Genomic DNA, 14973 nt, shown 5'->3' on the forward strand with positions numbered 1-14973 from the left:
GACGCCGTCGTCCGGCCGGGCCTCGGCGCAGGGGCGGTCAGTCTTCCTTGGGGGATGCGGTCTTGGCGATCTCGGCGGGGAGGGGCGTGTCGGGGGCGTGGCCGTTGGCCGCGGGCTGCGCGGCGGGGGTCGCGTTGAGGTTGCCGAGGAGCTGGCGGGCGACGCCGAGCCCGGTGCCGCCGAGGGTGAGGGCCTTGGCGAGCATGTCCTCGACGCCCTGGGCGCCGTTGAGGACGACCATGTTGTCGACGTTGCCGAACACCTCGGCGCCCGCCTCGACGATCTCCGGCCACTTCTCCGCGAGCTGCTGCGCGATGACCGCGTCGGTGTTCTCGGCGAGGGCCTCGGCCCGCGCCTTGATGGCCTCGGCCTCCGCGAGGCCCTTCTGGCGGATGGCGTCCGCCTCGGCCTGGCCGAGGATGCGGGTGGCCTCCGCCTCCCGCTCGGCCTTCAGCTGCACCTCGGTCGCGGCGGCCTGCGCGTAGGCGATGCGCTCCTCGCGCTCGGCCTCGGCCAGCTTGACCTGCTCGTACGCGCGGGCGTCGGCGGGCTTGCGGACCTCCGACTCGAGCCGCTTCTCGGTGCGCTCCGCCTCCAGCTCGGCGTTGCGGGTCTCGCGGAGGATGACCTCCTGGCGGGCCTGCTGCTCCGCCTGCTGGACCTCACCGTTGTACTCGGCCTTCTTGATCTCCGTGTCGCGGATGACCGCGGCGTTCTCCCGCTCGGTCTCCTGCTCGCGGCGGGTCGCCTCCTGGTTGCGCTCCGCCTCGGCGATGCGGGCCGCGGACGAGACGCGGGCGGCGTGCGGGCGGCCCAGGTTGACGATGTAGCCGGTCTCGTCGTCGATCTCCTGGATCTGGAGGGAGTCGACGATCAGGCCGAGCTTGCTCATCTCGTCGGCGGCCGACATGCGGGTCTCGCTGGTCAGCCGCTCCCGGTTGAGGATGAGGTCCTCGACGGTGAGGTTGCCGATGATCGAGCGCAGGTGGCCGGTGAACAGCTCGTGGATGGCGCCGTCCATGGACGCCTGCTGCTCCAGGAACCGGCGGGCCGCGTTCGCGATCGACACGAGGTCGTCGCCGACCTTGTAGATGACGACGCCGCGGACGTGCACCGGGATTCCCTGCTGGGTGACGCACTGCACCTCGAGGTTCCCGGCGCGGCTGTCGAGGCGCAGCCGGCGGGCGGTCTGGAAGCCGGGGAGCACCGCGGTGCCCTTCCCGGTGACGATCTTGAAGCCGAGGCTGTCGAGCCCCGTCTCGCTCTTCGAGCGCGCACCGAGACCCGAGATGATCAGCGCCTCGTTCGGCTCGGCCACCTTCCAGATGAGCTTGAACAGGATGATCAGAACGATGAGTCCGACGACGACCGCACCGATGATGATGGCCATCCGGCCCCCTTCCGTGCTCGGGCGGCGGGCCCGATACGGGAGGGCTCGTCCGCGTTACCGATGGGACGCGGCGGAAGCGCGAACGGTTTCGCCGACACGGAAGTTCCCGGCGAACGGGACGAACGTTCACTCGCGCGCGGTCGTCCGTTCCCGGTGCGTTCCGTGCGTCAGCCGAAGGCGGGAGCCACGTAGACGGTCCGCGGGGGCTGGTGCTCGACGACGATGACGAGCGTGCCGACCGAGATCTCGTCGCGGGGGTCGACCGGGTGCGCGTAGAACGCCTCGACGCCGCCGCGAATCGGGATCATGACCTCGCCGACGAGCCCGGGGCCGATCTTGCCGGTGACCCGGCCCTGCTTGCCGATCAACAGTTCTCCCGCCCGTCTTCCGCACTGCCGCTTAGGGGCAGATTATCCGGTGCGCGCCGCGGGTGTCAGGGGAGGAACCGCCCGGCGTGCTCGCGGGCCTCGGCGGCGATGCGCTCGGCCTCGTCCCGGGACGCGTTCGGCCCGACGACGGAGATCGTCGCGAGGTAGTCGCGGCCGCGGAAGACGACGTACCACGCCTTCGTGTGGGCGGTGCCGGCGATCGTCGTGACGCCGACGGTGCGGGAGCCCTGGCCGATGGCGCCGCGCGGCGACTCGGTGACGCGGTGCTCGGCCCACTTCGACCCGAGCCGCGTCCGGAAGGTGAGGCAGCCGGACGGGACGCGCGCGTTGACCTGCTCCTCGGCCTCGTCCGCGGGCATCGCCATGAGGGTCTGGGTCGCGGTCTGGCCGTTGCCCTTGGCGAACGTGACGAGCGCGGCCGGGACGTTCGCGGGGATCCGGCCGCCGGGGCCGCCCGCGCCGTTCCCGCAGCGGGGCTTGTCCAGCTCCACGCCGTCCTGGAGGCGGGCGGCGTTGCGGATGGCGCGGAGCGTCCCGTACTCGCCGAGGTCGGGGTCGCCGCCGCGCTGGTAGCCGGTCAGCTCGGTGAGCAGCGCCTGGGCGAGCTGGTCGGAGGTGTAGCCGATGCCCGCGACCGCGACGCTCCCGCCGCCGCCGGACGTCCGGGCGGGTTCGTCGCCGCCGCACGCGGACGCCGCCGCGGCGGTCAGGGCCGCCGCGAGGACGAGCGGGAGGAGCCGGTGCGCCATGCCCGCGACCTTACGGGCAGGGCGGGCGAAACCGGCCCGGCGACACGCCCGGCGCGGACACCCGGCGGGCGCGGAGACCCCGGCGGGCGGGCGTCAGGTCTGGTGGTCGGCGCGCTCGTTGTAGCAGCCGGCGTAGTCCTGCCCGGAGAGCTTCTGGATGGTCTCGACGATCTCGTCGGTGATGGCGCGGCGGGCCTTGGCCGGGGGCAGGTCGGCGTAGTGGGAGAAGTCCATCGGGGGGCCGATGCGGACGGTCGGGCGCGGGCCGAAGAACCGCGGCCAGGAGGCGCCGATCGGCTGGATCTTCTCGGTGCCCTCCAGGCCGACGGGCAGGACGCGCGCGCCGGACTCCAGGACGAGCCAGCCGATGCCGGTGCGGCCGCGGTAGAGGCGGCCGTCCTGGGAGCGGGTGCCCTCCGGGTAGACGGCGAACGCGCCGCTGTTGTCGAGCACCTCGGCGGCCTGCTCCAGGGCGCCCATGGCGGCGCGGCGGGCGCCGCGCCGGACCGGGACGTGCCCGAGGTTGGTGAGGAACCAGCGGACGAAGCCCTTCTTCAGCCCGCCGCCCTCGAAGTAGTCGGCCTTGGCGATGTAGGTCACCGGGCGCGGCACGGCGAGCGGGATGATGAAGCTGTCGATGAACGACAGGTGGTTGCTGGCGACGATGAGGGGCCCGTAGCTCGGCACGTTCTCCCCGCCCTCCACCTTGGGGCGGAAAAGCAGCCAGAGGATCGGACGCACCACGCGCGTCATGAACGTGTAGAACATCCAGCCTCCCGATTTCGCCAACGCCACTGTAACGCCCGGGTCGATCCCCGCCCGTGCGTCCGCCCCGATTTTCTCACCACGGAGTGAGGGGGAATGGTCGCGGCCCTGGTCAGGGGTCGCGCGGAAGCGAGTTCCCGGGTAGCGGCACCGGTTCTGTGAGATCTATCCCATTGGACGCGGCGCCCATCCGGCCGGCCATTCATTACTGCAAGGTAAGTTTCTGTTGAGTAAGTTTTTGCCCGCGCGGGCGCGCGGCGCCCCCCTCCCGGCGTGTTACGGTCCCGGGGACAAGCTCGGGCGACCTGGCCCTTTCACCGGCAAGCCTTGGATTGCGGGCGCCGAGTAGGTAATGCTGAGGAGTCACCTGAGAGGCCCTGGGGGGACCTCGATGAGCAGGGGCGCGTGGAGGTGACCATGGACTTCGACATCAACCTCATGCGGGACGACCGCTGCACCCTCGTCCGCGTCAAGGGCGACATCGACGTGGTGTCGCGCGAACGCTTCGAGGAGACGCTGCTCGAGGTGGTGGGCGCGGGCGGACCGGTCGTCGTCGACATGCGCGAGGTCACGTTCTGCGACTCCACCGGCCTCAACGTCATCGTCGTCGCGAACCGGCGGGCCCTGGAGCGCGACATCTACCTGGCGCTCGTCGCGCTCCCGCAGCGGGTGCAGCGGGTCTTCAGCATCACCGGCGTCGACAAGTACGTCCCGGTCCACGACACGCTCCGCGAGGCCCTCGCCGCCATGCCGTCCGCCACCCGCGGCTGACCCGGGCCCTTTCCCCGGACCGTCCGTCCGGGACGGGCGTCACGAGCAGCCCTCGAACTGGGGGACGCTCGTCGTCAGGTCGAGCCCCGACTCGCCGAACCACTTGCGCAGCAGCCGCTCCGCCGTCCCGTCCTGGTACATCCGGGTGATCGCCCGGTTCACGGCCGCGCACCCCTCCAGATCGCCCTTGCGCACCCCGACGCCGTACTTCTCGTCCGTGAACGGGTCGTTGAGGATCCGGCCCGGCCCGTCCCCCGCGAACCCCGCGAGGATGAGGTCGTCGGTCGAGACGGCGTCGAGGTCGCCGCGCGCGAGCGCCTCCATGCACGCCCCGTACGTCGGGTACCGGACGGGCACGGCCGCGACCTCGCGCTCCTCGATCACGCGGCGCCACGAGTTCGACCCCGTCACCGCGCAGATCTCCCGCCCCGCGAGGTCCCGGACGTCCTCGACGCCCGGCAGCCCGGGGCGGACGAGCGTGTCCTGGTGGGCCACGTAGTACGGCCCGGCGAACGCCACCTTCCGCTTGCGCGCCGCGGTGATCGAGTACGTCGCGACGATCATGTCGACGCGGCCCGCGGCGAGCGCCTCCTCCCGGACGGACGAGTTCGTGGTGGTGAACGTGATCCGCTCGGGCGGCACGCCGAGCCGTCCCGCGATGTAGGTGGCGACGTCGACGTCGAACCCCGCGTACGTCCCGTCGGCGCGCTTGACGCCGAGGCCCGGCTGGTCCTCCTTCACCCCGACGACCAGCCGGGCGTTGTCGGCGATGGTGCGCCGCTGCGGGCCGCCGATGCCGCAGCCGGCGGCCGGCAGGACGGCGAGGACGGCGAGGGCGGCGGCGAGGGCCGGGGCGGCGGGTCGGGTCGCGCGCACGGGGTCCTCCTGGGTCCTGGTGGCTCGGTCAGCGGAACTCGGCGAGCCGGGGCCGGACGCCGGCGACGGCGAGCAGCGCGGTCGCGGCGACGGCGGCGGCCGGGACGGCGGTCCAGCCGCGCAGCCCGCCGTCGGCGGCGGTGACCGCGTCGTCGAGCGCGTCGCGGTGCACCGACGTCAGCGCGTCCAGCGCGGCGTCGTAGGCGGCGAAATCGTGCAGGGCGCCGGCGGTGCGGTTCATCCGCAGCCCGATGGCGGCGGCCCGGTCGCCCTCGGCCGCGCGCCGCCGGATCTCCTCGTCGGTCCGCTGGACGGCGAGGTAGGCGGTCAGGGTCCGCTTCAGCGCGTCGGCCTCGCGGCCCCGCCGGGCGGCGCTCGCCGCGTCCCCGAAGAAGCCGAGGAACGGGGCGTCCCGCCCGGTGCCCGGCTCGTACGCCGCGAGCGCGCCCTGGAGCGCCGCGTAGTAGTTCTCCAGGTTCAGCGGCCGGTCGCCCATGTCGGGGTAGACGACCGACAGCGACTTGTCGAGGTACACCTGGTCGTAGGTGTCGGCGCGGCCGGGGTCGAGCAGGAAGCGGCTCTCGTCGGCGAACGCGTTGTGGCTGATCGCGCGGGCCCGCGACAGCGCGAGGATCGAGTCGAACCCGTCCTCCTTCGCCCGCTCGATATGCCCGGCGTGCGCGGTCAGCAGCGCGGCGGCCACGGCCGTGAGCACGACCGTCCCGGCCGTCGCCAGGACGAGCGCGGGGTTCAGCAGGCGCCGGAACGTGCGCGCCAGGTACACCTGGAGCGCCAGCAGGAGGCCCAGGGACACCGCGCCCAGCAGCAGCAGCCACGCCCTCCCGGCCAGGACGTCCGAACGCTCGGTCTCGTACGCCTGCTCGACGCGCGCGCCGCTGTCGAGCGTGATGTTGTACGCCTTCGGGAGGATCTCCAGCTTCATCAGGTCGGTCGCCTGCCGGTACGCGTCGACGACGTCCGGCGGGAGCTCCCCCGGCGGGTGCCCCGCCTGCTCGCTGAGCTGGAGCGCCCGGCCGACGAGCCGCTCGTACCGGCCGAGGCCGTCCAGGACGTCCCGGACGGTGCGGCGCAGCGCGGGGTCGCCGCCGGCGAGCTGCGCGGCCTGCACCGCCGCCGCGTCCGCCTGCGCCCGGCGCTCCTCGTAGATCCGCAGGCTCTCCGCCCGCCCGATGCCGAGCCCGTGGTCGGCGCCGATCAGCAGGACGTTCGACACCTGCGCGTCCATGTCGCTGAGCGCGAAGTACAGGGTGCCGGTGGCGACGACCTGCGGCCCCTCCTCGTGCCCGATCATCCGGACGGAGTCGCGGGCGTCGTCGACCGCGACGGCGAGCACCGCGAGCAGCCCCGCCTGGGCGAGCAGGACGAGCGCGAGCTGCAGGCGGATCCGGCCGGGGATCGTGCTCGGCGTCCGCCGCGTCCAGCCCGTCCGGGCCGGCTCGGACGGGCCGGACGGCGCGGGCCGCGCGGGGGGTTCGGGCGGTTCGGGGGGTTCGGGCGGCTCGTCGGGCGCGGAGTCGCGCGGGGGAGTGGCGGTCATGGCCCGCCCCGCCTGGTCAGGGTGATCGTCGTCCAGGCGCCCACGTGGATGCGGTCGCCGTCCCCGACCGGCACCGGCACCATCGCCTTCAGCGGCTCGACCTCGCCGTTCATGGTGGTGCCGTTGCGGGCGCCGTGGTCGGTGAGCGTCCAGGTGCCGTCCGCGTGCGCGTTGAGGACGGCGTGCAGGTGCGACACGCCGGGATCGGCGGGCGGCTCGCCGAGGTCGATCGCGGGGGCGATGCCGCGGGACGCGCTGCGCCGCCCGATCCACACCTCGCCGTCGCGCAGCGGGATCCGGCGCTCGGGGCAGTACGGCGGGAAGTCCAGGTCGGGCGCGTCCGGGCCCAGTTCGGCGATCACGGAGTTGTAGTAGGCGCGGTCGGCGCCGACCACGGCGACCCAGCCCTGCGGCGCGCTGACCGGCGGCCGCGGGCCGGGGATGCGCGGGAGGCCCCGGCCGCCGGCGGACGCGCCGTGCTCGGGGGGCCGCGGCTCCTCGAACCGCGTGCCGCAGTTCTCGCAGAAGCGGGCGTCCGGTGTCCGCGGCGTGCCGCAGTGGCGGCAGAACCCGGCGATCGTGCTCGCGGGGATCGTCGCGTCCATCGGACGGCCGCACACGTCGCAGTACTCCGCGTCGTCGGACCGGTGACCGATCGGGCATACCGGCATGGCCTCAGCTCCCCGCCTCTCCCGGCGGCCCCGCCTGCTCGGCCCGGCGCGCCTCGTCCGATTCGCCGGAATGTTCCGGTTCACTGCCATGATCCCCCGCCGGACCCGGCCGTGTCCGCACCGTCCGCACCGTCCGCACCGACCGGGTGTCGAGCGCCATCTCGTCCGCCTTCGCCACGCCCGACCGCAGCCGCACCGTCCCCGACTCGCCGTCCACCACCTCCACCACCCGGTCCAGCAGCCCCGCGATCTGCTCGTTCCCCACCTCGCGCGCCAGCACCACCGCCCGGCCGAGCCGCCGCGTCGCGGTCTCCTCGTCCCCCGCCCGGCGCGCCTCCAACCCCTCCCGCACCGCCTCCGCCAGCTCCGACTGCCCCGTGTGGTGCGCGACCCGCCGGTTGATCCGGGTGGACCGCGCCTCGTCGTCCGTCCACTCGGCCAGCACGTTCCCCGACGCCAGCACCGCGCCGCCCGGCGCCACCAGCTTCACCCACGCCGCCCGCATCCGCTGCCCGATCGCGCCCGCCGGGACCCGCACGCACAGGTGGTACTCGCGCGCCTCGCTGCCCCACGCGCCCACCGGGTAGTCGCCCGTCCGCTCCCCGGACGCCACGCGGCGCGCCGTCAGGTCCTCGACCGCCGGGACCATCTGCTTCACGAACCGCAGCTCCGCGGCCTGCGGCGTCCACACGCGCAGCGCCACGTCCGCGACCCGCTTGCCCATCGCGGTGCGCGCCATCGCCCGGAAGTCCGCCTCCAGGTCGGCCGGGTCGGGGACGTCCAGGAACCCGCCCAGCAGCGCCGACGCGATCTTGCGCAGCTCCGCGACCTCCCAGTCCGTGCCGACGCCGCGCGCGTCGCACACGAACCGGCCCGCGCACCGCCGCAGCACCGCGTCCAGCTCCGCCGCCGACTCGTGCTGGTTCTTGCCGTCCGTCAGCAGGATCGCGTGCCGCACCGCGCCGTCGTGCCCCGCCAGCAGCCGGTCCGCGAGCCGCAGCCACGACCCGATCGCCGTCCCGCCCGCCGCGTCCAGCCGCCGGACGGCGCGCACCGCGCTCTGCCGCGTCCGCGCGTCCGCGCGCACCAGCCGCTCCCCCTGCGGGAAGACCATCCGGGGCCGGTTGGCGCCCGCGACGACCGCGAAGTGCACGCCGTCGCGCAGCACGTCGACCGCCGTGGCCGCCGCGCGCTTCGCCGCGGCCATCTTGCCGCCGAACGACATCGACCCGGACGTGTCGATGACGATCACCTCGGCCGCCGCTGCGTCCGTCCCGGCGCCGCCCCCGCCGGGCGCCCGCGCCTCCACGGACACGATCGCGTGCATGTCCCGCCCGCCGTCCGGCAGGTACGGGTTCTGGTCGACGCTGATCCGGAACTCGGGAAGGTCGCTCATCGGGCGGGCTCCCTGGTCGGGGACGGGGGGCGGGGCGGCGGCGGGGGGCGCGTGAGGCGTGGGGGGCGTGGGGGGCGTCATCGGCTACAGCAGCGTTCTCGGGCGGACGGCGTTGGCCCGCCGGACCATCGCGTGGCGGACGTCCCGGGTGTCGGCGAGCTTGGCCAGCAGCCGGTACGTCTCCTCCAGGCGCGCGCGCAGAGCGGGCTCCCGCAGCGGCGTGCCGAGCAGCCTCCGGCCGGACCGGAACCGCGCCGCGGCCGACCCGCCCGCGTCCCCGCCCGCGCCCGCCCGCACCCACGCCAGCGCCGCCTCCAGCACCTCGGCCGTGAACGCGGCGCGCCGCTCGGTGTCCAGCCGCAGCGACTCCAGCCGCCGCCCCGCCGCCAGCAGCGCCGCCGCCGACAGCGCGCCCGGCTCCCGGCCCCGCACCGTCGCCGCGACCGCCGCGAGCTGCGCCGCCAGGTAGTCGCTGGAGATGCGCGGCACCGCGTCCAGCACCCGCTCCGCGCCCGCCCGGTCCGCCGCCGCGAGCCGGACGCGCGCCAGCCCGAACGCCGCGCTCACGTGCGTCGGGTCGGTCCGCCACACCGTCTCGTAGTAGGGCCCGGCGGACGCCGCGTCGCCCCGGCACTCGTGGCAGAACGCCAGCGCCAGCTTCGGCGCCTGCTCCCCCGGCATCAGGTCGTACAGGCCGTTGAACGCGCGCGCCGCCGCCGCCGCGTCGCCGCCCGCCAGCGCCCGCACCCCCCGGTACCAGTCGACCCGCCAGTCGCCCGGCCGCTCCGCCTCGATCTCGTCGAGCAGCGCCGCCGCGCCGTCCGGGTCGCCCAGCCCGATCCGCGCGCGCGCCAGCGCCAGCCTCACCTCGGGAGACGCGACCGGCGCGGTGCTCAGCGCGGCCGCCAGGTCGCCCGGGTCGCGGGCCGTCAGGCCCGCGAGGAACGCCGACGCCGGATCCGCCGCCGGGACCAGCGGGGCGGGCAGCGCCGCCGCCGCCGCGGCCGGCTCCGGCACCCGCAGCACCCGCGCGGGCGCCGCACCGCCCGGCCGCGCCGCCTCGACCTCCGCGCCCGCCGTGTACTGCTCGGGCCCGAACATCGACGACGGCGCCGGGCGCGGCCGTCCGTCCTCCGCCGACAGCACCTCCCGGAGCACCCCGGTCAGCTGGTCCGCCATCTCCGCCGCGCTCCGGAACCGGCGGGACGGGTCCGGGTGCGTCGCGCGCCGCAGCACCCGGTGGTACGAGTCGTACCGCTCGAACAGCGGCACCTCGCGGCGCGGCGGCAGGCTCCGCAGGTGCCGCGCCGTGTACCCGCGGAACGGGAAGCTCAGCACCGCCAGCGTCCGGCCCACCGTGTAGAGGTCCGACGCGACCGACGGGCCCCGCGACGCCACCTCCGGCGCCTGGTAGCCCGGCGTGCCGAACACCGGCCCGTCCGCGTCCGACATCCGCCGCACCCCGCCGAGGTCGATCAGCTTCAGCTGCTCCTCCGACTGGATCGCGTTGTCGGGCTTGAAGTCGCAGTACAGCAGCCCCACCCCGTGCAGGTAGCCGAGCGCGCTCAGCACCTCCAGCCCGTACGCGATCACCTGCCCGAGCGGCAGCGCCGCGTCCTCGCCCTCCGCGTCGCGGCGGCTCAGCAGGATGTCCTTCAGCGACCGGCCCCCCACGTACTCCATCACGATGTAGCCGGAGTCGCCGTGCCGCACGAAGTTGTAAATCTTGACGATGTTGGGGTGCTCGACCTCCGCGAGGAACGCCCGCTCGGCCGCCGCCGCCGCGAGCGAATCCGCGTCCCCGGCGTCCAGCAGGCCCTTCAGCACCACCCACCGGCCGCTCACGTTGTGGTCGCGCGCCAGATACACCCAGCCGAGCCCGCCGTGCGCCAGGCAGCCCAGCACCTCGTACTGCCCGCCGAGCAGATCCCCGGGGCGCAGCTTCGGCGTGAACGAGAACGCGTGCCCGCAGCGCGCGCAGAACCCCTCCGTGCGCCCCGGGCGCCCGTCGCGGCTCCGCCCCACCTGCTCCCCGCACCGGCTGCAGAACCGCCGGCTCTCCGGCACCACCGGGTTCCGCATGACCGCCGACGCCGGATCGCGCGCCGGGACCGGCGGCACCTCCACCAGCCCGGCGCCCAGCATCCCGCGCCGCCCCGACCCGCTCCCGCCCGACCCGCTCCCGCCCGACGGCGCCTCCGGGCCCCGCGCCCCGCCCGGCCCGTGCGCCCCGCCCGGCATCGTCGCGGCCGAGCCGAGGGACGCACCGGACCCCGACGGGTCCGGCGGCGGCTCGTCCGGGGGCGCCATGCCGCAGACGTCGCAGAAGCCGTCCTCGTCCACGACGCCCGCGCAGCCGGGCTGGGCGCACCGGATCATCGGGCGGCCTCACCCGCCCGGACCGTCCGCTGGTACTCCGCCAGCAGCGCCGTCGCCCGGCGCAGATCGCACGGCGCCGTCCACAGCACGTCCCGCGCCTCCTCGTACAGGGCGCTCAACCGCTCGTCCTCCGCCAGCCCCAGCCGCGCCGCCTTCGCCCGGTACGCGTCGAGCCGCCCCCGCAGCTCCGCCCGCCGGTCCAGCAGGCCCGTGCTCAGCCGCAGATCGCTGCGCGCCCGCTCCAGCGCGTCCTCCGCCGTCCGCTCCAGCTCCGCCACCCGCCCCGCCAGCTCCACCCAGCGGCCCGCCTCCCGCAGCCGCTCCAGCGCCGCCAGCCGGTCCCGCAGGCCCGCCGCCAGGCCCCGCGCCGGCTCCGGCACCGTCGACGACCCGATCTTCACCCGCACCGTCGCGTACGCCTCGGCCGCCTCCGCCTCGACGCCCGCGACCTCCTCGACCGACTCCGCCAGCCGCGCCGCCACCCCCGCGTAGCCGTCCCGCATCCGCGTCACGCCCGCCAGCTCGTCGCCCAGCGCCCGCAGCGTCCCGCACAGCCGGTCGAGCCGCGACGTGTCCGCGCGTCCGTCCCGCACCAGCGACAGCGGATCGGTGCGCACCACCCGGCCCAGCGCCGTCAGCTCCCGGCCCAGCCGGTCGAGCTCCGGATGCCGCGTGCCGTCCAGCGCGTGCGCCAGCTTCGCCGCGTCCCGCCACTGCGCCTCCGCCTCCTCCAGCGGCAGCAGCAGCGCCGACCACGCCGCGTCCGCCGCCGCGACCTCCCGCGCCACGAACTCGAACGCCTCCGACATCAGCGCCACCGCCTCGTCCAGCGGGACGCTCCGCTCCCGCGGCCCCAGCAGCGTCCGGTCCGCCAGCGGCACCTCGCCGCCCGGCAGCGGCACCGACGCCCCCGACAGCAGCCCCGACAGCTCCGCCAGCGTCGCCACGTCCGGGCGGGACGACCGGTCGCGCAGCCCCGACGCCTCGTCCAGCACCCCCCGGTACGCCTCGAACAGCCGCCACAGCAGCTCCAGCCGCGCCCGCGCCGCCTCCCAGCGCCGGAACGTCTCCCCCGTCAGGCGGGCGCCCTTCAGCAGCCGCAGCCCCTCGTGCCCCTCCAGCTCCACCAGCGACGCCGAGATGCGGTCGCGTTCCGCTTCGAGCCCGCGCAGGGCATGGTCGACCCCCTCCCGGCTCATGGGCGCGGCGGCCCCGGCCCCGCTCTCGTCCACGTCAGCCCCGCGTCTTCTCTAGGTCCCCGTGGGGGCGCGTCGCCCGACCGTGCGTCTGGGAGCACGGATCGCACCAGGATCGGGCAGACACTCCCCATCAAGTGTGATCCGTGACACTAGGCGAGACAAGCTTCTTTCTCCACAGGCACCCTCCCCGCCGCCCCACGGCTTCCGGCGTTCGAAAGCCGTGGCCGTACTCTTTCCACCGGGAACGTCATGGCGCAAGATGGCGTTACCCAGATGAGCCTCAGCTGAAAGGAGCAGTGAGTCCGCAGTGTCGGACCCCAGTCATAGACCCGGTGCATCGTGGTAACCGCTGTACTGGGTGTGCTCGCGGTGATCGTCCTCACCGCCGCCACCGGCTATTTCGTCGCACAGGAATTCGCCTTCGTCGCCGCCGACCGCGCGGCGCTCGAACAGGCCGCCGCACGCGGCGACACCTCCGCCAAACGGGCCGTGAAGGTCATCGGCCGCGTGTCGTTCATGCTCTCCGGCGCCCAGCTGGGCATCACGATGACGACCCTCGTGGTCGGCTTCATCGCCAAGCCCGCCCTCGCCGAACTGATCGAACCGCTCCTCGCCGTCACCGGAATCCCCGAAGGCGCCACCGGAGCGATCGCCCTCGCCACCGGATTCGTCCTCGCGACGCTCATCCAGATGCTCCTCGGCGAACTGTTCCCGAAGAACCTCGCGCTCGCCCGCGCCGAATCCCTGGCGCGCGCTCTCGCCGCGTCCACCCTCGTCTACCTGACGGTCTTCGGGCCGCTGATCCGGCTGTTCGACCGTTCCGCCGAACGGCTCCTCCGCGCCGTCGGCGTCGAACCCGTCGAAGAACTCCACAGCGGCGCGACCCTCGAGGAACTCGGGGACATCATCGGCAAGTCGCACAGCTCCGGGCACCTGCCCGCCGACCTGTCCGGCCTGCTCGAACGCGCCCTCTCCTTCGGCGACCGCACCGCCGACGAGGTCATGGTCCCCCGCCCCCAGGTCCGCTCCATGCCCGCCGACGCCACCGCCGGCGACCTCATCGCCCTCATCCGCGACACCGGGCACAGCACCTACCCCGTCTACGGCACCGAGGTCGACGACATCGTCGGCGTCGCGGGCGCCCGCGAAGTCGCCGACGACTCCCTCGACCCCGCGACCCCCCTCGCCCGCATCGCCCGTCCCGCCCTGCTCGTCCCCGGCAGCCAGCCGCTGTACGGCGTCATCGAGCAGATGCGCGAGACCGGCGAGGAGTTCGCGTGCGTCGTCGACGAGTACGGCGGCCTCGCCGGCATCCTCACCTTCGAGGACGTCGCCGAAGAACTCGTCGGCGAGATCGCCGACGAGACCGACGCCCACGAGGACGCCCCCACGTCCGCGCCCGACGGCTCCTGGCTCGTCGACGCCGGCCTGCGCGTCGACGAGGTCTCCCGGCTCATCGGCCTCACCCTCCCCGAAGGCGACTCCTACGACACCCTCGGCGGGCTCGTCATGGCCGAACTGCGCCGCCTCCCCGCCCCCGGCGACCGCCACCCCCTCGACCTCGGCCTGCCCGTGTCGCCCCGCGCCCCCGGCGGCCGCGTCGAACTCGAAGTCGTCTCGATCGCGCGGCGGGTCGCGCAGAAAGTGAAGATCAGCGTGGCGGGTGACGAGGCCGCCGCCGACGCCGCCGACGCGGACGCGGACCGTCCGGAGCCGGCCCGCCGGGAGGCCGTCGACCAGGAGGCCGCATGGACCCGCTGACCACCCTCCTGATCACCGTCCTGCTCCTCGCCGGCAACGGCTTCTTCGTCGCCGCCGAGTTCGCGCTCGTCGCCGCGGGCCGCCCCCAGCTCGAACGGGCCGCCGCGTCCGGCAGCCGCCCCGCCGTCGCCGCCCTCGCGGGCGTCCGCGAACTGTCCCTGATGCTCGCCGGCGCCCAGTTCGGCATCACGATGTGCTCGCTCGGCCTCGCCATCGTCACCGAACCCGCCTTCGAGCACTTCCTCGAACCGCCCCTGCACGCCCTCGGCGTGCCCGAAGCCGGCTCGAAGGCGATCGCCCTCGCGTGCGCCCTCGCCGTCGTCACGTTCCTGCACATGGTCATCGGCGAGATGGCCCCCAAGTCCTGGGCGATCACCCACCCCGAGCGGGCCGCGCTCCTCCTCGCGCTCCCGTTCCGCGCGTTCGCGAAGGTCTCCCGTCCCGTCCTGGCCTCGCTCAACGCGACGACGAACGCCCTGCTGCGCCTCTTCCGCGTCACACCGAAGGACGAACTCGACGAGCACACCGACCCCGCCCGGCTCAGCCACCTCCTCGGCGAATCCCGACGCCTCGGACTCATCGGCCGGCACGACCACGAACTCCTGCGCCGCGCCATCTCCGCGCGCGAAGTCACCGTGGGCCGCCTCGTCGTCCCCGCGACCGCCGTCACCACGATCGCCCCGGACGCGACCGCCGCGCAGATCCGGCGCGTCGCCACCGCGAGCGGACACAGCCGCCTCCTCGTCCGCGGGCCCGACGTCCCCGGCATCGTGCACGTCCGAGCGGCGATCACCGAACCGAACGGCGACCGCCGCGCCGCCGACCTCGCACACCCCGCGCCCGTCCTCACCGCCGAGACCACCGTCCTCGACGCCGTCAGCCGCCTCCGCCGCACCCGCGCGCCGCTCGCCGTCGTCCACGACGCCGAGGGCGAGTTCACGGGCATCGTCACCCTCGACGACCTGCTCGCCGAACTCCTCGCGACCAACCCGCACTGACCCGTCCGCCCGTGAAGATCATCACGCGCCCGCACTTTCGGCGGATGTGAGACGTTAGACAGGAGCAGAAG

The 14973-nt window shown here is 74.8% G+C and carries 13 protein-coding genes; 3 read left to right on the forward strand and 10 right to left on the reverse strand.

What is annotated here, in order from left to right; all coding sequences use genetic code 11:
• Window positions 1-37: 37 nt before the first annotated feature.
• The 4 genes from H505_RS0129975 to H505_RS0129990 form a co-directional block, all read right to left on the reverse strand.
• The gene (locus H505_RS0129975) at window positions 38-1390 is read right to left on the reverse strand and encodes a flotillin family protein (protein WP_026404913.1); all 1353 of its coding nucleotides are present in this window, start codon (window positions 1388-1390) and stop codon (window positions 38-40) included.
• Window positions 1391-1557: 167 nt separating this feature from the next.
• Window positions 1558-1758 (reverse strand): hypothetical protein, encoded by a 201-nt coding sequence (locus tag H505_RS0129980; protein ID WP_026404914.1) that lies wholly within the window; start codon window positions 1756-1758, stop codon window positions 1558-1560.
• A gap of 65 nt (window positions 1759-1823) precedes the next feature.
• Window positions 1824-2528 carry a hypothetical protein gene (locus H505_RS45225; RefSeq protein WP_034520541.1) on the reverse strand — a complete coding sequence of 235 codons (705 nt, stop codon included), beginning with the start codon at window positions 2526-2528 and terminating at the stop codon, window positions 1824-1826.
• A 93-nt stretch (window positions 2529-2621) separates the two neighbouring features.
• Window positions 2622-3296: a lysophospholipid acyltransferase family protein gene (locus H505_RS0129990; protein ID WP_026404915.1), complete on the reverse strand. Its 675-nt coding sequence runs from the start codon at window positions 3294-3296 to the stop codon at window positions 2622-2624.
• Between the two features lie 414 nt (window positions 3297-3710).
• On the opposite strand from H505_RS0129990, the gene H505_RS0129995 reads away from it, so the two are divergent.
• Window positions 3711-4064 (forward strand): STAS domain-containing protein, encoded by a 354-nt coding sequence (locus H505_RS0129995; RefSeq protein ID WP_026404916.1) that lies wholly within the window; start codon window positions 3711-3713, stop codon window positions 4062-4064.
• 39 nt (window positions 4065-4103) lie between these two features.
• On the opposite strand, the gene H505_RS0130000 is transcribed toward H505_RS0129995, so the two are convergent.
• From H505_RS0130000 to H505_RS0130025, 6 genes are all read right to left on the reverse strand, one after another.
• Window positions 4104-4940: a glutamate ABC transporter substrate-binding protein gene (locus H505_RS0130000; RefSeq protein WP_026404917.1), complete on the reverse strand. Its 837-nt coding sequence runs from the start codon at window positions 4938-4940 to the stop codon at window positions 4104-4106.
• 28 nt (window positions 4941-4968) lie between these two features.
• The gene (locus H505_RS0130005) at window positions 4969-6498 is read right to left on the reverse strand and encodes a hypothetical protein (RefSeq protein ID WP_084550979.1); all 1530 of its coding nucleotides are present in this window, start codon (window positions 6496-6498) and stop codon (window positions 4969-4971) included.
• Window positions 6495-7169, reverse strand: a complete 675-nt coding sequence (locus H505_RS0130010; RefSeq protein ID WP_026404919.1) for an FHA domain-containing protein — start codon at window positions 7167-7169, stop codon at window positions 6495-6497. The genes H505_RS0130005 and H505_RS0130010 overlap by 4 nt, the downstream gene beginning before the upstream one ends.
• A 4-nt stretch (window positions 7170-7173) precedes the next feature.
• A complete protein-coding gene (locus tag H505_RS45230) occupies window positions 7174-8565 on the reverse strand; it encodes a VWA domain-containing protein (RefSeq protein WP_064743736.1) in 1392 nt (463 codons plus the stop codon).
• An 84-nt stretch (window positions 8566-8649) separates the two neighbouring features.
• On the reverse strand, window positions 8650-10944 hold the full coding sequence (locus H505_RS0130020) for a serine/threonine-protein kinase (RefSeq protein ID WP_026404920.1): 2295 nt from the start codon (window positions 10942-10944) through the stop codon (window positions 8650-8652).
• Window positions 10941-12176: a hypothetical protein gene (locus H505_RS0130025; protein ID WP_026404921.1), complete on the reverse strand. Its 1236-nt coding sequence runs from the start codon at window positions 12174-12176 to the stop codon at window positions 10941-10943. The genes H505_RS0130020 and H505_RS0130025 overlap by 4 nt, the downstream gene beginning before the upstream one ends.
• Window positions 12177-12482: 306 nt before the next feature.
• Here H505_RS0130025 and H505_RS45235 point away from each other — a divergent pair, with 306 nt between their 5' ends.
• Both H505_RS45235 and H505_RS0130035 read left to right on the forward strand, forming a co-directional pair.
• Window positions 12483-13904, forward strand: a complete 1422-nt coding sequence (locus H505_RS45235; RefSeq protein WP_051301322.1) for a hemolysin family protein — start codon at window positions 12483-12485, stop codon at window positions 13902-13904.
• The gene (locus H505_RS0130035) at window positions 13892-14902 is read left to right on the forward strand and encodes a hemolysin family protein (protein WP_026404922.1); all 1011 of its coding nucleotides are present in this window, start codon (window positions 13892-13894) and stop codon (window positions 14900-14902) included. Before H505_RS45235 ends, H505_RS0130035 begins: the two co-directional genes overlap by 13 nt.
• Window positions 14903-14973: the final 71 nt, after the last annotated feature.

The sequence above is a fragment of the Actinomadura rifamycini DSM 43936 genome (assembly GCF_000425065.1).
GTDB lineage: Bacteria > Actinomycetota > Actinomycetes > Streptosporangiales > Streptosporangiaceae > Spirillospora > Spirillospora rifamycini.